The organism is Microbispora hainanensis (assembly GCF_036186745.1).
Taxonomy (GTDB): Bacteria; Actinomycetota; Actinomycetes; order Streptosporangiales; family Streptosporangiaceae; genus Microbispora.
On record NZ_CP108086.1, the window covers coordinates 4,067,759 to 4,087,254 of the forward strand.

Genomic DNA, 19,496 nt, shown 5'->3' on the forward strand with positions numbered 1-19,496 from the left:
CCGGAGACAGACAGAATGCTGCTGATTCCCTGCCCGTGGTGCGGGCCGCGGGACGAGGCCGAGTTCCACTACGGGGGGCAGGCCCACGTCGCCTATCCGGAGGACCCGGCCGCCCTGTCCGACGAGGAGTGGGCCCGCTACCTGTTCTTCCGCGACAACCCCAAGGGCCTGTTCGCGGAGCGGTGGAGCCACACGGCCGGGTGCCGCCGCTGGTTCAACGCCGTACGCGACACCGCCACCAACGAGATCCACGCCGTCTACCGCGTGGGCGAGCCGCGGCCGGTGAGCGCATGAGCGAGCGAAGCGAGCAGACCAGCAGGGCCGGTCAGCCGTACCGTCGCGAGGGGGCGACGGGCACGACGTTGCGCTTCCGGTTCGACGGCCGCGACTACGAGGGCCTTGAGGGCGACACGCTGGCCTCGGCGCTGCTCGCCAACGGCGTGCGCGCGGTGGCGAGCAGCATCAAGCTCGGCCGTCCGCGCGGCGTCTACGCCGCGGGCTGCGAGGAGCCGAACGCGCTCGTCCAGATCGAGGAGCCCTTCCCCGAGCCGATGCTCACCGCCACGACCGTCGAGCTGTACGACGGCCTGGTCGCCTCCGGCCTGCCGGGACAGGGCAGGCTGGCCGACCGGCCCGACCCGGCGCGTTACGACGCGGTGCACGCCCACTGCGACGTGCTCGTGGTCGGCGCGGGACCGGCCGGCATCGCCGCCGCGAGCGTGGCGGCGCGGGCCGGTGCGCGGGTGATCCTCGCCGACGAGCGGCCCGAGCCGGGCGGCAGCCTCCTCGGCACGACCGAGACGCTCCACGGCGCGCCCGGCCGCGAGTGGGCGGCCGAGGAGGTCGCCGCGCTGGCCGCCCTGCCGGACGTACGCGTGCTGCGCCGCACCACGGTCGTCGGCCACTACGACGACAACTACGTCATCGCGGTGGAGCGCCGGACCAACCACCTGGGCGCGGCGGCCCCCGCCGACGTGGCGCGCGAGCGCGTCTGGCGCATCCGGGCCAGGCGTGTGGTGCTGGCCACCGGCGGCCACGAGCGGTTCGTCGCCTTCGCCGGGAACGACCTGCCCGGCGTGATGCTGGCCGGCGCGGCCCGCACCTACGCGAACCACTACCGCGTGCTTGCGGGGTCGCGGGCGGTCGTGTTCACCACCAACGACAGCGCGTACGCCGCGGCGCTCGACCTCGCCGACGCCGGTGTCGAGATCGCCGCGATCGCCGACGTACGGCAGGCTCCCGGCGAGACGTGGGCGGCCCGCTGCGCCGAGCGCGGCATCGAGCTGCTGACCGGCCACGTGGTCACCGCCGCCAAGGGTGAGGGCGAGGTCTCCTCGGTCCAGGTCGCCCCACGGGGTGACGGCGAGGCCCGCGAGATCGCCGCCGACCTGCTGCTCGTGTCCGGCGGCTGGACGCCGGTGGTGCACCTGTTCAGCCAGGCCGGGGGCACGCTGCGCTACGACGAGGAGCTGGGCGCGTTCACGCCCGGCGAGACCCGTCAGGCGGTGGAGGCCGCCGGGTTCGCCCGGGGGGTCCGCACGCTGCGGGAATGCCTGGAGGACGGCGCCGAGGCGGGCCGCCGCGCGCTGGCCGCCGCCGGCTTCGCCGTACCGGCCGAGATCGCTCTGCCGTCCGCGGAGGAGGAACCGGCCGCCGCGCCCGCCGAGCACCTGTGGCTTGTGGAAAGCGACGACTACGACGCCCACTTCGTGGACCTGCAGCGCGACGTCACCGTGGCGGAGGTGCTGCGCGCGACGGGCGCCGGGCTCACCTCGGTCGAGCACGTCAAGCGCTACACCACGGCGGGCACGGCCCACGACCAGGGCAAGACGTCCGGCCTGCTGACCAGCGGCGTCGTGGCGCACGCGCTCGGCGTGGACGTTTCCGAGCTGGGGACCACGACGTTCCGCGCGCCGTACACGCCGGTCTCGTTCGCCGCGCTGGCGGGCCGCGATCGGGGGCACCTGCACGACCCGGTGCGCGTCACCGCGATGCACGAGTGGCACGTCGCGCGCGGTGCGCTGTTCGAGAACGTCGGCCAGTGGAAGCGGCCCTGGTACTACCCGCAGGCGGGTGAGGACATGGAGTCCGCCGTGCTGCGCGAGTGCCGGGCGGCCCGCGAGGACGTGGCCGCGATGGACGCCTCCACGCTCGGCAAGATCGACGTGGTCGGCCCCGACGCCGCGGTGCTCCTCGACCGGCTCTACACGAACATGATGAGCACGCTCAAGGTCGGCTCCATCCGCTACGGCGTGATGTGCCGCCCCGACGGCATGGTCTTCGACGACGGCACCGTCATCCGCCTGGCCGACGACCGCTTCCTCGTCACCACGACCACCGGCAACGCGGCGGCGGTGCTCGACTGGATGGAGGAGTGGCTGCAGACCGAGTGGCCGGACCTTCGGGTGCACTGCACGTCGGTCACCGAGCAGTGGGCGACCGTGGCGCTCGTCGGGCCGCGCTCCCGCGAGGTGCTGGCGCGGCTCGCGCCCGGCCTGGCGGTGGACAACGACAGCTTCCCGTTCATGACCTGGCGGGACGCCGAGGTCGCCGGGATCGAGGCGCGCGTCTGCCGGATCAGCTTCTCCGGCGAGCTGGCCTACGAGATCAACGTCTCGTCCTGGTTCGGGCTCGCCCTGTGGGAGGCGGTCATGGCGTCCGGCGAGGTCACGCCGTACGGCACCGAGACCATGCACGTGCTGCGCGCCGAGAAGGGGTTCCCCATCGTCGGCCAGGACACCGACGGCACGGTCACCCCGCAGGACCTCGGCATGGAGTGGATCGTCTCGAAGAAGAAGGCCGACTTCGTCGGCAAGCGGTCCTTCGCCCGGGCGGACACCTCCCGGCCCGACCGCAAACACCTGGTCGGCCTGCTGCCCGAGGACCCCGGCGTGCTGCTGCCCGAGGGCGCCCACCTCGTGGCGACCTCGGCGCTGCCCGAGCCGCCGGTGCCGACGCTCGGCTTCGTCACCTCCAGCTACCGCAGCGCCGCGCTGGGCCGTACGTTCGCGCTCGCGCTGGTGAGCGGCGGGCGCGAGCGGATCGGCGAGCGGCTGTTCGCGCCGGTCGGGGCGGACCTGGTGCCCGTCACCGTGACCTCCCACGTTCTGTACGACCCGGAAGGAGCGCGCCGCGATGGCTGAGCCGACGGTTGTGCGCAGGAGTCCGGCCGCGGCGTTCGCGGCGAGGTTCGAGGCGGCGAGCGCGGGCGGCGGCCTGCGCCTGGCCGAGATCCCGTTCCTGACCCAGATCAACCTCCGGGTGGACCCCAAGAGCCCGGCGGCCGAGCGCATCGGCACCGCGATCGGCGTGCCGCTGCCGGTGGAGCCCGGCACGGTCGCGGGCGGCGGCGACCTCGAAGTGCTCTGGCTCGGGCCGGACGAGTGGGTGCTTCTCGCCCCGGACGGCGCCGCACCCGGCCTGGTGGCGCGTCTCACCGAGGCGGCAGGCGGCGAGCACGTCTCGGTCGTCGACGTGTCGGCCCAGCGCACCACCCTGGTGGTGGCCGGTGACCGGGCGCGGGACGTCCTGGCCCACGGCTGCACGCTGGACCTGCACCCCCGGGTCTTCGGCCCGGGCCGCTGCGCCCAGACCACGCTGGCCAGGGCCGGAGTCGTCCTGGTCGCCGGTGCGGACGGCTTCCGCCTGCTGGTCCGCTCGTCCTTCGCCGGATACGTCGCGGAATGGCTGCTCGACGCGTCGGTCGAATACGTCGGGCCCGCGGCCTGACACGGGCGCCGGAACGGCCCGGCCGCGGCGGTCATTGATCGCTGTAGCCGGGCCGCGGTCCTGCCGGTCAGGTGTGTGACATAGCATCGAGGGCGCTCATAAGGAGGGCAGTCCGCACCCCGGTGGGAGACCATGTTCCGCACGTTGATGAAGTCGAAGATCCACCGCGCGACCGTCACGCAGGCCGACCTGCACTACGTCGGCTCGGTGACGATCGACGCGGACCTGATGGCCGAGGCCGACCTCGTCGAGGGTGAGAAGGTCGACATCGTCGACATCGACAACGGCAACCGCCTGTCCACCTACGTCATCGAGGGCCCGGCGGGCTCGGGCGTCATCGGCATCAACGGCGCCGCCGCCCGGCTCATCTCCGTCGGCGACCTCGTGATCATCATCGCGTACGCGCTGGTCGCCGAGGACGAGGTCAAGGCGCTCAAGCCACGCGTCGTCTTCGTCGACAAGGACAACAAGCCGCTGCACGTCGGCTCCGACCCCGCCGCCGTCCCCGACGGCATGGGCCTCACCCCCGGCGACCTCACTCCACCCTCCACCACCTGACATGACCGCGCAGCCTGAGGACCCGTCCGCGATCTTCGAGGCGCTCCCGCCGTCCCACCGCGCCTGGTTCCGGGCGGAGTACGACGAGGCTTTGGACGCCGCACACGACTTGGCCCGCCTCAAGCAGGTGCAGGCGTTGTTGCGTCAGTGGCGGCTGCGCGCGATCGCTTACGCGCGCCCGGGTTACGAGGAGGCCGTCCAGGACGCGCTCCAGGACCGTACGGAGATGTTCACGCGCTACACCCCGCCCGAGTGGGAAGGCCGGGTGCGGAGGGCCGGGGTGCTCGCCGCACCCGAGCCGCCGACCACGGTCTTCGTCGCTAGCGTCGCCGAGGTGCTCGACGGGCCCATAGAGCTGATCGCCCGCCGCTCCGCCGTCCCGCCGCGCTGGGGATACGTCAGGCGAGGCCGAGAAGCCGGGCGGCCGTTCCTCCGAGCACCCGGTCACGTAGCTCCCCGGGTGCGGTGACCCGCTCCACGGTCGCGCGGGCGAGGGCGGGGTCGCCGTACGGGGCGTCCGAGCCGAAGAGCGTGCGGTCGGGGATCTCCGCGATGGCCAGCCGTACGGCGAAGATCAGGTATGCCGTGGACAGCTCCAGGAACATGCTGGGCGTGTCCCGGACCAGCGCGATCGCGTCCATCCAATGGAGACCCCCGAGCTGGCTGATCACCAGGGGCACGGAGGGATAGGCGCGTGCCAGCTCCGCCAGCGTCCGCAGGTCGTCCGCCGTGGTCGGCGCGAAGCCGTGGACGACCACGGGCAGCCCGCCGTGGTCGGCCGCCCCGCGCAGCACGGGCTCGATCAGGCCGGCCTGCCCCGGCGGGGGCGTCAGCTCCCCGATCCCTCGCAGGCCACGCCCCGCCACCTCCCGGTCGATCCACTCGGCGACGTGCTCCGGCGGCAGATCCAGCGGCACGCTCAGGAAACCGATGAACCGGTCGGGGTGAGCGGCGAGCGCCGCGTCCAGCTCCCTGTAGGCGGCCTGGTATCGGCCGGGTCCGTTGGCGCGGCCCCCGATCGCCTCGTCGAGAGCGGCCATCTCCCCGCGCAGCGACTCCAGGTCGGTGGCCCGCTCCGGGTGCGTCCGCGTGGGGAACAGCACCGCGCGATCGACTCCGGCGTCGTCGAGCAGTGCGATGTGGTCCGCGACCGGGTCGTGGACATGGCTGTGCGCATCGATGATCACGTTGTCTCCTTAGAGCGGTCCGGAATGTGACCAGCGCGCTTCACTGTTGCGGTTGACACCGTTGGAAGGTCAAACCAGGAGGAGACGGACGCCATGCTGATCGGGGAGCTGGCACGCAGGACAGGGGTCAGCGAACGCCTTCTGCGCTATTACGAGCGCATCGGGCTGATCCGCTCGGAACGGCTCCCCAACGGCTACCGCGACTACGCCGACGCGACCGTCGAGACGGTGGGGCGGGTGCGGGCCCTGCTCGCCGCCGGCCTTCCCACGCGGGTCATCCGCCAGGTGCTCCCGTGCGCCGACGGCCGCACCGGTCTGCGCCCGTGTCCCGGCGTCCTCGACCTGCTGCGTGCCCAGCTCGACGTCCTCGACCGTCGTACGGCCGAGCTGGCCGACGCCCGCGACCTGCTGCGCCGCACGATCGCCGCCACCGAGAGCGCCGCCACCGAGAGCGCCGCCTCTCCCGCTCGATAGCTCGTGGGCCCGGTGCCAGGGTGTCAGAGGAGGGTCATCTGGCCGGAGCCTGCGAGGGGGTCGCGGTGCTTGCGCAGGTGCCGCCACTGCGGGAGGTCGTCGAGGTACGACCAGGAGAGCCGGTGGTGCGGGGTCGGCCCCGTCTCCGCCAGCGCCTGCTGGTGGACGGGGGAGGGGTAGCCCGCGTTGGCGGCGAAGCCGTACGCCGGGTGCTCCTCGCCGATCTCCGCCATCATGCGGTCGCGGTGCACCTTGGCCAGCACCGACGCGGTGGCCACCGACACCGAGCGCTGGTCGGCCTTGACCTCGCACCGCACCCGCCACGGCCGGCCGAGGAAGTCGTGCGCGCCGTCGAGGAGCACCACGTCGGGCCGCAGCGGCAGGGCCTCCAGCGCCCGGCACGCGGCCCGGCGCAGCGCCTCGGTCATGCCGGCCTCGTCGATCTCCTCGGGGCTCGACTCGCCGTACGCGTGACAGATGAGCCACTCCGGCAGGACCGCCGCGAACGCCTCCCGCTGGGCCGGGCCGAGCAGCTTGGAGTCGGTCAGCTTGATCGTGCGCTCCCCGCGTCCCGGCAGCTCGGGCGGCGGGCCGAAGGCGGTGACGGCCGCGCAGACCACCACCGGGCCCGCCCACGCGCCGCGGCCCACCTCGTCCACGCCCGCGATGTGGACCGCCCCCGCGGCACGCAGCTCGTCCTCGATCTCGTATCCGGCCACCCGCCTCGGGGACGCCACGGGCGTGGTGCGGGATTCGGAACCGGGCTCAAGCCCGGGCAAGGCGTCGGTCATCCCCGTATCATCCCAGGCACCCGCCGCCCCGTCGGCCGCTACGCGTGGTAAGACATGCGCACGCGGCCCGGCGCGTCCGCTGGACGGCCGGGCCGCTCGGGGTGGCTCAGGAGCAGGTGGTGCCGTTGAGGGTGAAGGCGGTGGGCGTGGGGTTCGATCCGGTGTAGGTGCCCTGGAAACCGATCTGGACGGACTCGCCGGGTTTGATGGTCTTGTTCCAGTCGAAGTTGGCGGCGGTGACGCTGTTTCCGGTCTGGGTCCAGGTGGCCGACCAGCCGGGCGGGCTGATCTTCTGGTTGCCGGCGAAGGTGAACGCCAGTGTCCAGCCGTTGATCGTGGTCGTGCCGGTGTTGTTGATCGTTATGTTCGTGGTGAACCCGGTGCCCCAGTCGTTGGCCGCGTACGTCACCTTGCACCGGATGCCGGACGAGGGAGACACCGAGGGGCTCGGCGAGGGGCTCGGCGAGGGGCTGAAGGTGGGCAGGCCCGACTGGGCGGTGGCGGTGAGCGTGTTGGAGGGTTCGCTGGTGTTGCCGGCGGCGTCTCTTGCCACCACGTAGAACGTGTAGCTGGTGCCGGCGACCAGCCCCTCCGCGATGTAGAGGGTACTGGTCGTCGAGCCGATCTTGACGAAGTCGGCGCCCTGCTTCATGTACACGTCATAGGCCGCGACCCCGGTGTCGTCGGTCGAGGCGGTCCAGCACATCGGCACCGCGTTCTGGAAGTCCGCTCCGCAGACCCACAGCCCGGTCGGCGCGCTCGGCGGCGTGGTGTCCGCCGACCCCGAAGGCGAAGGCGACGGCGACGGGCTGGGCGAGGAGGTTCCGTCGGGCGTCGCGACGGCGGTGTACGGCGCCGACGGGTTGCTCAGGTTGCCGGCGGCGTCGCGGGCGACGACCTGGAAGGTGTACGACTTGCCGCCTTCGAGGCCGACGACGATGTCGCGGGGAGTGGCGTTCTCGCCTTCGTAGGCGTAGCCGTGGTCGGTCCGCCGGAACAGGTCGTATTTCGGCGGGATGCGGCTGTCGTCGCTGACGGCGTTCCAGGTCAGGAAGATCCCGCCGGGGATGGGCATCCCGCTCGCGGCGGTCAGCCCGGTCGGGGTGCCGGGCGGGATGGTGTCCGTTCCGGTTCCGGGGCTCGGGCTGGGCGAGGGGGGCTCGACCATGGCACGCTGGCGGACCAGGTCGGAGGGTGCGCTGAGGTTGCCCGCGGCGTCCTTCGCCACCACGTAGAACAGGTAGTCGCGTCCGGGAGTGAGGTCGCCCACGATCGCGAGGACGCTGCCGTCGGGCCGGTCGGAGACCTGGGCCGGCACCTTACGGAAGGCGCCGTCGATCCAGGCGTACACGTCGTAGCCGGTGACCGCCACGTTGTCGGTCGAGCGGGTCCACGTCAGGCCGGCGGCGCCGTTGAGGTAGACGTTGTACGGCCCCAGCCCCTCCGGACGGGTCGGCGGGGTCCGGTCGATCGGCGTCGGGCTGGGCGGAGGACTGGTCGGCGGCGCGCCGCTGAGATAGTTCGCGGTCTGCGTCACCTCGTTGGACGGCGGGCCCGCGTTCCCCGCCGCGTCCCTGGCGATAACCCGGAACGTGTACGACTGCCCCAGGGTGAGGCCGCTGATGGGGAGACCCGTGCCGGTCGTGGTGCGAATGGTGGTGAAGGCGCCGTCCTGCTTCACCTGGATGTCGTAGCCGGTTACGCCGACGTCGTCGGTCGCGGCGCCCCAGCACAGCGAGACGCCGATGCCGAAATCCGCTCCGGGCGGGGCGGGCAGCGGGCAGTGATACAGCGTTCCTGGAGCGCTGGGCGGGGTGGTGTCCCCGGCCACTGCGGAGGCGGCCGCGAAGGCCGGCGGGAGGGTCGACGCGGCGAGGGCGAGGCCGGCCCCCAGGAGACCGGCTCCCAGGAGTCCGGCTCTTACGGCTCCGGCTTTGGGGAGTCCTCGGACGGACATGGAAGTGCACCTCTCTGTGAGAAGTGGTCCGGCGCACCGGGGTGCGCCGGACCACGGATCGGGGATCACGAGCAGGTGGTGCCGTTGAGGGTGAAGGCGGTGGGCGTGGGGTTCGATCCGGTGTAGGTGCCCTGGAAACCGATCTCGACGGACTGGCCCGGGTTGATGGTCCTGTTCCAGTCGAGGTTGGTGGCGGTGACGTTCGCGCCGCTCTGCGTCCAGGTGGCCGACCAGCCGGGCGGGCTGATCTTCTGGTTGCCGGCGAAGGCGAACGCCAGCGTCCAGCCGTTGATCGCGGTGGTGCCGGTGTTGGCGATCGTGACGGTCGCGGTGAACCCGCCGCCCCAGTCGTTGGGCGCGTACGTCACCTTGCAGCCGCCGCCGGGAGACGGCGACGGGGACGGTGATGGGCTGGGCGAGGGGGACGGGGATGGTGAGGGGCTGGGTGAGGGGCTGGGGGTGGGCAGGCCCGACTGGGCGGTGGCGGTGAGCGTGTTGGAGGGTTCGCTGGTGTTGCCGGCGGCGTCTCTTGCCACCACGTAGAACGTGTAGCTGGTGCCGGCGACCAGCCCCTCCGCGATGTAGAGGGTCTTGGTCGTCGAGCCGATCTTGACGAAGTCGGCGCCCTGCTTCATGTACACGTCATAGACCGCGACCCCGGTGTCGTCGGTCGAGGCGGTCCAGCACATCGGCACCGCGTTCGTGAAGTCCGCTCCGCAGACCCACAGCCCGGTCGGCGCGCTCGGCGGCGTGGTGTCCGCCGACCCCGAAGGCGACGGCGACGGCGACGGCGAGGGGGACGGCGACGGGGAAGGAGACGGCGACGGCGTGCCGCCGGGCGGGGTGCCCCACACCAGCGTGTTCCCGTCGTACACCGGCACGTGCGACGCCGCCGACGCCGACCAGTCGTTGGACGGGTCCCAGGTCGCGCCGTTCGGCACCGAGATCCGCAGTTGCGTGCCGCGCTTGTAGAGCTGGGCGTCGCCGGGATAGATGGGCTTGCCCGTGCAGTCGACCTCGGCGTAGTAGGTGCGGTCCTGCGCGAGCGTCGGCCCGGTCACGGCACAGCCGTTGCTGTCCCCGCCGGTCACCTTCACCTGGGAGGCGGAGGTGGAGCCGTCGAGCGTGAAGTAGTAGCGCGCCTTGCCCGACTGGAGGACGCGCGGCGGCCAGTTCGACGTGTTGGTGATGGTGACGGTCATCGAGGTTCCGTCCACACCGGTGTAGACGTTGCCGGTCTCGGCGCGGATCTCGTCGTACTTCTCCTCCGGGGCGGGGAAGTTCGCCACCGGCGTCCCGCCGTACTCCTTGGCGAACCGCGCGAGCACGTTGGTGATGCCGGAGTTGTAGTCGATGGCCACCTCGTTGCGCACGTAGTCCGTACGGCTGTCGGTGTAGGCGTCGGTCTGGTCCGGGCCGCCGGCGAGCGCGCCGTACAGGACGTGCAGGTTCGGGCCGGTGGTGTCGCTCATGTAGCCGAGATACTGGCCGCTGGCCGCCCGGTGGTGGACGTGGGTCGGCGGGTTGGTCCCGAAACCGACCATGTAGCTGGAATGGCGGGGATTGTCCCCGAGGGCGTAGTCGACCTGCCGCTTGGCGAAGTCGTGATAGCGGGCGTAGAGCGGGTCGTCGGGCCCGAGGTGGTCGGCGTACACGAGGGCCACCCACGCGGTGTTCAGCGCCATGCGCAGCGACGCCCAGTTGAAGATGTACGCCAGGCCGCCGGGGGTGACCGGCCCCTTCTTGCCCTTGTATCCGACCGTCCAGTAGTCGAGGTAGCGCTGGACGTCGTCCTTGTACTGCTGGTCGCCCGTCAGGGTGGCCATCAGCGCGTAGACGCCGTATTCCTTGTCGTTCCAGCCGAGGCCGAAGGTGTAGGCGGGCACCGTGGTCCCGCCCGCGCCCTGGCCCACGTCTGGCTCGCTGCCCATCTTGGGATAGAACTCGCGGGCCTTGTCGAGATAGCTCCCGGTGCCGGTGGCCCGGTAGAGCCACACGGCCGCCCAGGCCAGCTCGTCCCAGTACATCTTGGTCGCGCCCGGGTGGTCGGCGCCGCCCTCCCAGGTCGAGTTGTAGTAGCCGGAGATGCCCGGCACGCAACTCGTGTACGCCGTGTCCTGGCCGTTGGAGCCCTTGGTCGTGTCGGCGAACGTGAACAGCTGCTTGGCGTGGGTGAGCAGCGTGTCGGCGTACGACGGGTCGGCCGGCCGGAAGGCCATCGAGGAGGCCGCCATGGCCGCAGCCGTCTCGGCGACGACGTCGGTGCCCTTGCACGTCGGCGTGATCTTGTAGACCGGCCGCGCCATGCCCTTGATGTCGATCACCTCGGGCGGGCCCCAGTAGGCGTGGTCCACACTGCCGTCGCCCACCTGGACGTACAGCGTCTCAGGTTCGGGATGGGCGGCGATCAGGTAGTCGGTGGCCCACTTGAGGTTGTTCAGCATGGGCGTGAGCTGGGTTCCGTAGCCGGTGCGGTTCTCGACCAGGCCCCAGGCCAGCATCGTGGTGGTGAACGCCATCGGGAAGCCGAACTTGACGTGGTCGCCCGCGTCGTACCAGCCGCCGGACAGGTCGACCCCGGCGGCCTTCCCGTCGTTCAGCGTGCGGTCGCCGCGCCACTCCACCCGGCTCCAGTCGGGCTTTCTGCCCGACTGCTGCGCCTCGTAGAAGTAGATCGACTTCTGCAGGGCCTCGGTGTAGTTGTACGTGCTCGCCGCTTGGGCGGGCGCCGGGCCCGGGACGAGCAGGGCGGCCAGAATAGCGGCCACCCCGCCCAGGGACAGGAGTCTCATGGATGGCCTCGTCTCAGGAGCAGGTGATGCCGTTGACGGTGAAGACGGCCGGGCTGACGTTGGATCCGGTGTAGGTGCCCTGGAAGCCGATCTGGATGGACTGCCCGGGGTTGATGGTCCTGTTCCAGTCGAGGTTGGCGGCGGTCACGTTCGCTCCGCTCTGGGTCCAGGTGGCCGACCAGCCCTGGGTGACCCGCTGGTTGCCGGGGAAGGTGAACCTCAGGGTCCAGCCGTCGAGCGGCGTCGTGCCGATGTTGGTGATCGTGACGGTCACGGTGAACCCGCCGCCCCAGTCGTTGGTCGTGTACGACACCCTGCACGCCCCCCCGGCCGAGGGAGACGGCGAGGGGGACGGCGACGGCGACGGGCTTGGCGAGGCGGACGGGCTGGGCGACGGCGACGGCGACGCGGAGGGGGACGCCGAGGGGGACGCGGAGGGGGACGCCGAGGGGGACGCCGACGGGGACGGAGACGGGGAGACCGACGGCGAGGCGGACGGCGACGGGCTGGGGGAGGGCTCGACGCCGGGCGCCGTGCCCCAGATGAGGCGGCCGTCGTTGCCGTACAGCGTCATGTGGTCCGCGCCTTTGGCCGACCAGTCGTTGGACGGGTCCCACGTCGCGCCGTCGGCCACGCTGATGCGGAGCTGCACCTCGCGGCGATACTCCGACTGGCCGCCGGGGAAGATGAGCGTGCCGGTGCAGTCGACCTCGGCGTAGTAGGTGCGTCCCTCAAGCAGGTGCGGCCCGGTGGGCTGCTTGCACTGGGTGTAGGACGTGCTCACCGTGACCTGGCTCGCCGTGGTCGAGCCGTCCAGGGTGAAGTAGTAGCGGAACTTCGCCTTGTCGAGCACGGTCGCCGGCCAGGCCGACTTGTTGATGACGAACGTCTTGGCCGCCGTCTCCCGGCTCGTGTGGGTGATGGTCGGCTCCAGGTAGAACTCCGGACCGTCGGGCGTCTCGGTGGGCAGCGTGGCCAGGGGCGTGCCGCCGTACTCGCCGTAGAGCACGGCGAGCGAGCTGGTGATGCCGGAGTTGAAGTCGAGCGCGACCTCGTTCTTCACGTAGTCGCCGCGGCTGTCGGTGTAGGCGTCGGCGCCGTCGGGGCCGCCGACCAGCGCGCCGTACAGGATGTGCCTGCTGACGGCGGGCTCGCCGTCGGGACCGGCGTTGGTCCAGGAGCCGTGCGCGCCGCGGTGGTGCGGGTTGCGCGGCGGGTTGGTCCCGAAGCCGATCATGTAGCTGGAGTGGCGCGGGTTGTCGCCCAGCGCGTAGTCGATCTGCCGCTTGCCGAAGTCGTGATAGCGGGAGTACAGCGGGTCGCCGGAGCCGAGGAAGTCGGCGTACTTCAGCGCGACGAAGGCCGTGTTGGCGGCCATGCGCAGCGAGGCCCAGTAGAAGATGTACGCCAGGCCGCCGGGCGTGATCGTGCCCTTCTTGCCCTTGTATCCGACCGTCCAGTAGTCGAGATAGCGCTGGACGTCGTCCTTGTACTTCTGCTCGCCGGTCAGCTCGGCCATCTGCTCGTAGACGGCGTACTGCTTGTCGTTCCAGCCGAAGCCGAAGTTGAAGACCGGCACCTGCTGCCCGTTGCTGCCCGGGTCCTCCTGGGTGCCCATCTTCGGGTAGAACTCACGCGCCCGGTCGAGGTAGCTCGTGGTGCCGGTGGCCCGGTAGAGCCAGACGGAGGCCCAGGCCAGCTCGTCCCAGTACATCTTCGTGGCGCCCTCGACCTGCCCGCCCTCGCCCGTGGAGTTGTAGAACCCCTGCGCGGCGCTGACGCAGTTCACGTACGCCGTGTCGCGGCCGTTCGTCCCCTTGGTCGTGTCGGCGAACGTGAACAACTGCTTGGCGTGGGTGAGCAGCGTGTCGGCGTACGAGGGGTCGGTGGGCCGGAAGACGATCGAGGAGGCGGCCATCGCGGCGGCGGTCTCGGCGGCGACGTCGGTGCCCGGGCACGACGCGGTGATCTTGTAGACCGGCCGCTTGTGGCCCTTGGCCTCGACGGTCTCGGGTGCGCCCCAGTAGGAGTGGTCCTCGCCGCCATCGCCGACCTGGACGTACAGGACGTTCGGCTCGGGATGGGCGTTGATGAAGTAGTCGCCCGCCTGCCGGAGCGTGTTCAGCAGGTAGGGAAGCTGGCCCGAGCGCTCGTAGGCCGACCGGTAGTCCGCGCCGCCCCAGGCCAGCGTGGTGGTCATGGCCGCCATCGGGAAGCCGAACTTCACGTGGTCGCCCGCGTCGTAGAAGCCGCCGGACAGGTCCACCCCGGCGGACTTGCCGTCGTTGACGGTCGAGTCGGCCCGCCAGGTCACCCGGTTGGTGGAAGGGAGGTGCCCCGACTCCTGCGCCTCGTAGAACAGGAACGACTTCTGCAGCGCCTCACCGTAGTTGAAGGAGGCGGCGGCAACGGGGGTCGAAGTCGAGGTGACGGCCAGCAGGGCGCCGGCCAGTGCGGTCGCCGTGCTCGCGCTCAGCAGCCGTCGCGGTAGTCGCATCACGTGCCCCTCGGAAAAGGACGACGGGCCGGCCCCGCCGTGCGGGGCCGCCCCGGAGACGGGCGGGACGATCTCGGGAGAGCTCCCGCCCGGATGGTGCGTACATGAAGGGGCGCGATCCAAGCACGCTCCGGTCACGGAGTGATATGTCCAGTTCAGGAGGGTCGTGGCAGGTCGCGGCGTTGAAAATTTCAGGCCCCGCGCCGCTTTTCGGCTCCGCCTCGCTCTCACCCGCCTCGCTTTCATTCGCGCTGTGCGTTCACAGCAGCAGCATGAGCACCCCCACGAGGAGGATCGCGGCGACGACCAGGGTCACCACGAGCAACGCGGTGCTGCCGAACCGGCGGCGGATCAGTTTCGGGTTGTGTGCCATGGAGAGCGCCTTTCGCCTCGTCGGGTCAGTCTTCCGACGTGTGTGTCCGGAGTTCGCGGGCACGGCGCAGCAGCGCCGCCCGGCGGGCATGGGCGCGTACGGCCAGCACCAGAGCGGTCGCCACGAACAGGCCCCCGACCGACAGCACGGAGGCCAGGCCGGTGCCGCGCCGCACCGCCAGCGCGGCGAGTGCGGCGGTGGTGACCAGTGAGGCGGCCAGGGCGATCCACGCGGCGATCACCCGGTCGGTGGCGAACAGCGGCACCCGGCGCGTGAGCAGCCATCCGCCGTAGACCGCCCAGGCCAGGCATACGACGGTGAGAAGGGCGAACATCGCCTGCGTACGGCCGGGCAGCGGGCCGGGCTCGCCGCCCCACAGGACGGCCATGAAGACCGTGCCGGACAGCCCGGTCAGCAGCGCCGTCACCGCGCGGATGCGCCTGGCGGGGGACAACGCGGGTTCGAGTCGCTCGATCAGCTCCCGGGCCGACAGCCGCGGCTCCTCGGTCATGGCCGGTATCCCTTCTTCTCCAGGTGCGCGCGCAACAGGCGACGGGCGCGATTGAGCCGCGACTTGACCGTCCCGGCGGGGATCTCGCAGATCTGCGCGCAGTCCTCCACCGAGAGGTCCTGCAGGTAGAACAGGACGAGGATCTCCCGCTCCGGCATGGGCAGGCCCGACAGCAGGCTCACCAGCTCGGCGCGGTCCACCGCGGCGTCCACGGGGTCGTCGACGATCACGTCGCCGGCCGCCAGGGCCTCGTGCGCGTGCTCGTGTTCCCTGGCGTACTGGCCGCGCAGGCGGTCGGTGACCGACCGGCGCGCGATGGTGAACAGCCAGGGCGCGAACCGGGCGGGTTCCCGCAACCGGGGCAGGCCGCGGATCACGGCCAGCCAGATCTCCTGGGTCACGTCGTCGGCCCGCTCGGCGTCGAGCATGCGCCGCACGTAGGTCCACACGGGCATCCGCCAGCGGGCCACCAGCTCGGCCAGGGCCGCGCGCTCGCCCAGTTGGGCGCGCACCACCAGCAGCTCGTCGGTCATCTCGTCCTCCCGTCTTACTGCACAGTCGGACGAGAGGCCAGGCAGGTTCACGCCGTCGCGGCCGGACGCCTGCGTGACATCCGGCCGCGAGTGATCACGCACGCGGGTCGTGCCGGGACCCGGCGCGTCGAGTTCGCCCTACGGGCGGTGGCGCGAAGCGGCTACGCCTGGGCCTGCGCCGGTGCGGGGGCGTACGTCTCGGTCTCCTGGTGCCGCATCCGGTGGATCAGCGTGTCCAGCGCCCAGGCGCCGGGTCCGAAGATCACGATGAGGAAGAACGACCAGCAGAACATCGCCGCCGCCTCGCCGCCGTTCAGGATCGGGAACAGGCCCTGCGGCGCGTGGACGACGAAATACGCGTACGCCATCGAGCCGGAGCACAGCAGCGCGCTGACGCGGGTGAGCAGCCCGACGATGACGAGCGTCCCGAAGACCAGCTGGATCGCCGCCGCCCACCAGCCCGGCCACGTGCCGAACGCCAGGGCCTGACCGGTGCCGCGGTTGCCGCCCAGCACACCGAAGATCGTCGCCACGCCGTGGCAGACGAACAGCAGTCCCATCACGATGCGGAAAAGCGAGAGGACTGGTCCCCTGAACTGGTCCGTTTTCATCTGATCACCTTCTTGTCGTGTCGGCCGTACGGGCCGCGCCGCATGCGCGCGGACGTGATCCGGCCGGCCGACGGGAACGCGCCGGAAAACCGGGACCCGGCGAAAGGGAAAGGGGAAACTCCGGCCGCCGCCTATTCGCAGTCATGGCGAAGTAAATAGGCCGGTATTTCCTGCGTTCCGTGGCTCACATTGTCGGCGGATTGGACGTCCGGCAGCGCGAAGCCGCGCGGTTGTGCGAGCAAAGGACCCAGAACCGCTGGTAAAAAGGCCGAGATAAGCAGCGTCGTCGCTGACGGCTTCGGCGGTTCGCCCGTGGGCCACGTGGCCGCGCCACGCTTATTCAACGGCGAATACGCGCTGGCGGCGCAGTCCCAAGAATGCTGACCGGGATCTGACAAGTCAAGAGTTCAAGTAATCCTCTGTCAGGAAACGGCGACAGCATGTGGTCGAATCCGCGACGCCACCCCGGTCACCTGCCGGTTCTCCGGGCACGCGGACGGTCCGGCTGCGAGAGGCGGCATGAAACTTTCTCGCATCCGCCGGGAACCCGTCGGCGCTACCTCGTCCAGAGGCACTCCTGCGCCGTGCGCACGAGTGCCATCAACCCGGCCGACAGCCGTTCGCCCCGCCACGCGAGCGCGTACGTCAGGCGCAGGTCGCCCGCGTCCAGAGGGACGAAGGCGACGTCGTCCCTGCGGACGGACGCCACGACCAGGGAGGGCGTGGGCAGCAGGCCGACGCCCGCCGCGACGAGGTCGAGCGCGGCGGCGAAGTCGTCGATCTCGTCGGCCACCACGTGCTGCCGGTGCGGTCCGATCCGGGCGGCGAGCCGCGCCCACATCCCGCCGGGCGGGCGTTCACGCGGCAGCAGGACGCGGTGGCGCGCGAGCCGTTCGGGCTGCAGGCGGGGCAGGCCGGCGAGCGGGTCCCCGGCCGGCACGGCCAGATGCCCGACGGGCACGTGGAAACGGGCGGCGGTGGTCAGCTCGCGCGGGAAGGGAGCGGCGATTATGGCCGCGGTCACCTCGCCGGCGGCGAGGGCGGCCAGGGCGGCGGCCCGGCCGGCCGGGCGCAGCTCCACCTCGGCCGGGGGATCATGGCGTGCCATCCGGCGGGCGATCCGCGCCGCGAGGCCGCCGGCCGGCGGGGGATAGGCCAGGCGGACGGCGGCGCCCTCCGGCGACGCGAGCCGCCTCGCCTCGGCCGAGAAGGCCGCAACCGACTCCAGCAGCGCCTCGGCGTACGGCAGCAGCGCCTTGCCGGCCGGTGACAGGCGGACCTCCCGGCTGGTCCGCTCGAACAGGCGGACCCCGAGCGCGCGTTCGAGACGGCCGACGGCCTGGCTCGCGGCGGGCTGGGAGACGCCCAGCTCGGCGGCGGCGCGGGAGAAGCTGAGATGCCGGGCGACGAGGGCGAAGCAGCCGATGTCGCGCAGCGGCGGGCCGGAGTCCACGCTCCAGTATGGGGAGATCAGGCGGTCTTGCGCAGACGCAGGTGGCAGCCCGTCTGACGGTAGAACGCCAGCTGGTCGTAGTAGATCCGCCCGCTGGCGAACAGGCCGTCGTCGTCGAGCGTGTAGGCGGCCGCCGCCTGGAGGATCACGCGGCGGCCGGTGCCCATGACCTCCGCGCCGCCCGGCAGTTGCAGCACCCCGGTGTGGGTGCCACTGAACGTCCACTCTGTGATGATGGTGTCGCCGAGGGCGGCCCGCGAGGTGGTCTCGTTGTGCGTGTCGGGGAACGCCGTGAAGAGCTGCTGGTAGTACCAGCCGATCTGCTCGTGCCCCTCCAGCACCCCCGCGGGCGTGACGAACACGGCCCCCGGGCTGTAGCAGCGAAGCACTCGCTCCTCGTCCTGGGAGCTGATCGCGTCGATGAGCGCGTCGAGCAGCGCGCTGATCTCGGTCATACGCCTCCCATTCCCGTCCTGGAACTCCTACCCGCGGGAACGGGTGGCGACGCAGGCCCACAGCGCACCGGGGCGGGGGCCGTACGCTGCCCTGACGCAACGGTTGCTCGGGGAAACACGGCCATCGGCACCATCAGGCCGTCCACCTGCGGGTGGACCTGGCCGCGGTGTACCTGTCCACAGGCCACCATCTGGAGGCCGCCGAGGAGGCGCTGCCGGGCCTGGACGACGACGCCGCGGACGGCTTCACCACCCTCGACGAGATCGACGCCGCCGAAGAGGCCGCCCGTCTGCACGCCGACATCAGGTCGGCGCTCGAAGGGAACTGAAGCGGCGGCACGAGCCCCGGACCGCGCCGGTCCGAGGCTCTGCCCCGTGCGCCTAGGGGGCGCCCTTGATGTGTCGGAGGAGGTCGTCCGGCAGGTCGCCGTCCAGCAGGTGGCGGAGGGTGACCTGCTCCAGCATCGATTCGAGGCTCCGCTGGAGGGCGACCCAGACGTCCCGCAGCGGTCGGGCGTCGCCGGTGTAGGCGAGGTCGCCGGGGGCGCCGCCCTGGACGGCCGCCAGCGGGCCCTCCACCGCCCGCATCACGTCGGCGACCGAGATCGACTCGGCGGGGCGCGCCAGCCAGTAGCCGCCCTCGCATCCGCGCTGGCTGTGGACGAGCCCTGCCTGGCGCAGCGAGCCGAGCAAGCCGTTGAGGAAGGTGAGCGGGATGTCCTGGGCCCTGGCGATCGTCTCGCACTTGGTCGGGGTGTCGCCCGTCCCCGCGAGGTGGATCGCGGCGCGGACGGCGTAGTCGGAACGGGCGGAGATATTCATGACGCTCGGACGCCACGCGCCCGACGCGGCGCGCTGGGGGCGCTGGGCGGGGGTGCTTCGCCCGCCCAGCGATTCGAGGAACAGGACGATGCGGGCCGCGACGCTGCGGTGGTCCTTGTCGTTCAGCACGTCGTGCGCGCCGCCCGGGGTGACCACCAGGGTCGCGGACGGGTGCCGCCGGACGAGCGCCTTCACGGGGCGGACGGGCGCGATCATGTCGGCCTCGCCGTGCAGCACCAGGGTCGGCAGCCGCGGGAGCCGCCACGCGGGCGGCGGCGGGTCGAGCGGTTCGTCCAGGGCGCCCCAGCGGAACCCCGGGTCGCGGGACAGCAGGGCGGTGTGCACCCCGCACGCGGTCCGGGCGGTGAGCTCGGCGTCCTGGTCGAGGGGCGGGCGGTCCGGCGGGCCGAGCGGGAGGCCCGCCAGGATGAGCCCGGCGATCGCGGCCGGGCGGTGCTCGGCGAGCCGCGCCGCCGCGAGGGCGCCGCTGTCGGAGCCAGCGAGGACGCGCGGGGCCGTGTCGTCCGGCCCGAACAGGGCGCTGAGGTCGGGCGGCCCCGCGTCCAGGGCGGGGGCGACGACGGTGTAGCCGTCGCCGCTCAGGCGCTTGCCGAGCCGGTCGTACAGCCGGGGGTGCTCGCCGCGGCCGTGCAGGAGGACGACGGTGCCCCGAGAGGGGCCGCCCGGCGCCCACCGCGCCGTTTCCGGCGCGGTGGCGCGCGGGGAGTCGTCGATGGTTCGTGACATGGTGCT

General features: G+C 71.9%; 18 protein-coding genes. 7 read left to right on the plus strand and 11 right to left on the minus strand.

All coding sequences use genetic code 11. The features are described 5' to 3' along the window. The first annotated feature begins 15 nt into the window (after positions 1–15). The 5 genes from OHB01_RS19050 to OHB01_RS19070 all read left to right on the plus strand — a co-directional run bounded on the left by OHB01_RS19050 (position 16) and on the right by OHB01_RS19070 (position 4,756). Positions 16–294, plus strand: coding sequence for a sarcosine oxidase subunit delta (locus OHB01_RS19050; RefSeq protein WP_142647268.1), 279 nt, complete (start codon positions 16–18; stop codon positions 292–294). Next, positions 291–3,143: a 2Fe-2S iron-sulfur cluster-binding protein gene (locus OHB01_RS19055; RefSeq protein ID WP_142647267.1), complete on the plus strand. Its 2,853-nt coding sequence runs from the start codon at positions 291–293 to the stop codon at positions 3,141–3,143. Before OHB01_RS19050 ends, OHB01_RS19055 begins: the two co-directional genes overlap by 4 nt. Further along, positions 3,136–3,729: a sarcosine oxidase subunit gamma gene (locus OHB01_RS19060; protein ID WP_147945101.1), complete on the plus strand. Its 594-nt coding sequence runs from the start codon at positions 3,136–3,138 to the stop codon at positions 3,727–3,729. Before OHB01_RS19055 ends, OHB01_RS19060 begins: the two co-directional genes overlap by 8 nt. Before the next feature lie 132 nt (positions 3,730–3,861). Further along, positions 3,862–4,287, plus strand: a complete 426-nt coding sequence (gene panD, locus OHB01_RS19065; protein ID WP_142647265.1) for an aspartate 1-decarboxylase — start codon at positions 3,862–3,864, stop codon at positions 4,285–4,287. A gap of 1 nt (position 4,288) precedes the next feature. Continuing rightward, complete coding sequence (locus OHB01_RS19070; RefSeq protein ID WP_328710851.1) at positions 4,289–4,756, plus strand: DUF6247 family protein; 468 nt, start codon at positions 4,289–4,291, stop codon at positions 4,754–4,756. Here the strand turns inward: OHB01_RS19070 and OHB01_RS19075 are convergent. Continuing rightward, complete coding sequence (locus OHB01_RS19075; protein ID WP_142647263.1) at positions 4,686–5,474, minus strand: amidohydrolase family protein; 789 nt, start codon at positions 5,472–5,474, stop codon at positions 4,686–4,688. The genes OHB01_RS19070 and OHB01_RS19075 overlap by 71 nt on opposite strands. Positions 5,475–5,567: 93 nt before the next feature. Between OHB01_RS19075 and OHB01_RS19080 the strand changes: the two genes are divergently transcribed. Then, a complete protein-coding gene (locus tag OHB01_RS19080) occupies positions 5,568–5,948 on the plus strand; it encodes a MerR family transcriptional regulator (RefSeq protein ID WP_147945098.1) in 381 nt (126 codons plus the stop codon). 23 nt (positions 5,949–5,971) lie between these two features. Here OHB01_RS19080 and OHB01_RS19085 read toward each other — a convergent pair whose 3' ends face one another. From OHB01_RS19085 to OHB01_RS19125, 9 genes are all read right to left on the minus strand, one after another. Then, complete coding sequence (locus OHB01_RS19085) at positions 5,972–6,739, minus strand: ribonuclease HII (protein WP_328855772.1); 768 nt, start codon at positions 6,737–6,739, stop codon at positions 5,972–5,974. Positions 6,740–6,845: 106 nt separating this feature from the next. Then, positions 6,846–8,696 carry a cellulose binding domain-containing protein gene (locus tag OHB01_RS19090; protein WP_328855773.1) on the minus strand — a complete coding sequence of 617 codons (1,851 nt, stop codon included), beginning with the start codon at positions 8,694–8,696 and terminating at the stop codon, positions 6,846–6,848. 65 nt (positions 8,697–8,761) lie between these two features. Further along, the gene (locus tag OHB01_RS19095) at positions 8,762–11,488 is read right to left on the minus strand and encodes a glycoside hydrolase family 9 protein (protein WP_328855774.1); all 2,727 of its coding nucleotides are present in this window, start codon (positions 11,486–11,488) and stop codon (positions 8,762–8,764) included. 13 nt (positions 11,489–11,501) lie between these two features. After that, on the minus strand, positions 11,502–13,985 hold the full coding sequence (locus OHB01_RS19100; RefSeq protein WP_147945095.1) for a glycoside hydrolase family 9 protein: 2,484 nt from the start codon (positions 13,983–13,985) through the stop codon (positions 11,502–11,504). 398 nt (positions 13,986–14,383) lie between these two features. After that, the gene (locus OHB01_RS19105; protein ID WP_328710847.1) at positions 14,384–14,869 is read right to left on the minus strand and encodes a hypothetical protein; all 486 of its coding nucleotides are present in this window, start codon (positions 14,867–14,869) and stop codon (positions 14,384–14,386) included. After that, positions 14,866–15,402 carry an RNA polymerase sigma factor gene (locus OHB01_RS19110; RefSeq protein ID WP_328855775.1) on the minus strand — a complete coding sequence of 179 codons (537 nt, stop codon included), beginning with the start codon at positions 15,400–15,402 and terminating at the stop codon, positions 14,866–14,868. Before OHB01_RS19110 ends, OHB01_RS19105 begins: the two co-directional genes overlap by 4 nt. Before the next feature lie 161 nt (positions 15,403–15,563). Beyond that, positions 15,564–16,013, minus strand: a complete 450-nt coding sequence (locus OHB01_RS19115) for a DoxX family protein (protein ID WP_142647256.1) — start codon at positions 16,011–16,013, stop codon at positions 15,564–15,566. Positions 16,014–16,569: 556 nt separating this feature from the next. Then, a complete protein-coding gene (locus OHB01_RS19120) occupies positions 16,570–17,466 on the minus strand; it encodes a LysR family transcriptional regulator (protein WP_168065859.1) in 897 nt (298 codons plus the stop codon). Between the two features lie 17 nt (positions 17,467–17,483). After that, complete coding sequence (locus OHB01_RS19125) at positions 17,484–17,921, minus strand: ester cyclase (protein WP_142647255.1); 438 nt, start codon at positions 17,919–17,921, stop codon at positions 17,484–17,486. 152 nt (positions 17,922–18,073) lie between these two features. Here OHB01_RS19125 and OHB01_RS19130 point away from each other — a divergent pair, with 152 nt between their 5' ends. Beyond that, positions 18,074–18,250 carry a hypothetical protein gene (locus OHB01_RS19130; protein WP_222709735.1) on the plus strand — a complete coding sequence of 59 codons (177 nt, stop codon included), beginning with the start codon at positions 18,074–18,076 and terminating at the stop codon, positions 18,248–18,250. A gap of 52 nt (positions 18,251–18,302) precedes the next feature. Here OHB01_RS19130 and OHB01_RS19135 read toward each other — a convergent pair whose 3' ends face one another. Then, the gene (locus OHB01_RS19135) at positions 18,303–19,490 is read right to left on the minus strand and encodes an Rrf2 family transcriptional regulator (RefSeq protein ID WP_142647254.1); all 1,188 of its coding nucleotides are present in this window, start codon (positions 19,488–19,490) and stop codon (positions 18,303–18,305) included. Positions 19,491–19,496: the final 6 nt, after the last annotated feature.

Excerpts from the sequence above, each read along its gene's own strand:
- OHB01_RS19050 (WP_142647268.1), top strand. The coding sequence starts at position 16 with ATGCTGCTGATTCCCTGCCCGTGGTGCGGGCCGCGGGACGAGGCCGAG.
- OHB01_RS19055 (WP_142647267.1), top strand. The coding sequence starts at position 291 with ATGAGCGAGCGAAGCGAGCAGACCAGCAGGGCCGGTCAGCCGTACCGT.
- OHB01_RS19060 (WP_147945101.1), top strand. The coding sequence starts at position 3,136 with ATGGCTGAGCCGACGGTTGTGCGCAGGAGTCCGGCCGCGGCGTTCGCG.
- panD (WP_142647265.1), top strand. The coding sequence starts at position 3,862 with ATGTTCCGCACGTTGATGAAGTCGAAGATCCACCGCGCGACCGTCACG.
- OHB01_RS19070 (WP_328710851.1), top strand. The coding sequence starts at position 4,289 with ATGACCGCGCAGCCTGAGGACCCGTCCGCGATCTTCGAGGCGCTCCCG.
- OHB01_RS19080 (WP_147945098.1), top strand. The coding sequence starts at position 5,568 with ATGCTGATCGGGGAGCTGGCACGCAGGACAGGGGTCAGCGAACGCCTT.
- OHB01_RS19085 (WP_328855772.1), bottom strand. The coding sequence starts at position 6,739 with ATGACCGACGCCTTGCCCGGGCTTGAGCCCGGTTCCGAATCCCGCACC.
- OHB01_RS19090 (WP_328855773.1), bottom strand. The coding sequence starts at position 8,696 with ATGTCCGTCCGAGGACTCCCCAAAGCCGGAGCCGTAAGAGCCGGACTC.
- OHB01_RS19095 (WP_328855774.1), bottom strand. The coding sequence starts at position 11,488 with ATGAGACTCCTGTCCCTGGGCGGGGTGGCCGCTATTCTGGCCGCCCTG.
- OHB01_RS19100 (WP_147945095.1), bottom strand. The coding sequence starts at position 13,985 with ATGCGACTACCGCGACGGCTGCTGAGCGCGAGCACGGCGACCGCACTG.
- OHB01_RS19105 (WP_328710847.1), bottom strand. The coding sequence starts at position 14,869 with ATGACCGAGGAGCCGCGGCTGTCGGCCCGGGAGCTGATCGAGCGACTC.
- OHB01_RS19110 (WP_328855775.1), bottom strand. The coding sequence starts at position 15,402 with ATGACCGACGAGCTGCTGGTGGTGCGCGCCCAACTGGGCGAGCGCGCG.
- OHB01_RS19115 (WP_142647256.1), bottom strand. The coding sequence starts at position 16,013 with ATGAAAACGGACCAGTTCAGGGGACCAGTCCTCTCGCTTTTCCGCATC.
- OHB01_RS19125 (WP_142647255.1), bottom strand. The coding sequence starts at position 17,921 with ATGACCGAGATCAGCGCGCTGCTCGACGCGCTCATCGACGCGATCAGC.
- OHB01_RS19135 (WP_142647254.1), bottom strand. The coding sequence starts at position 19,490 with ATGTCACGAACCATCGACGACTCCCCGCGCGCCACCGCGCCGGAAACG.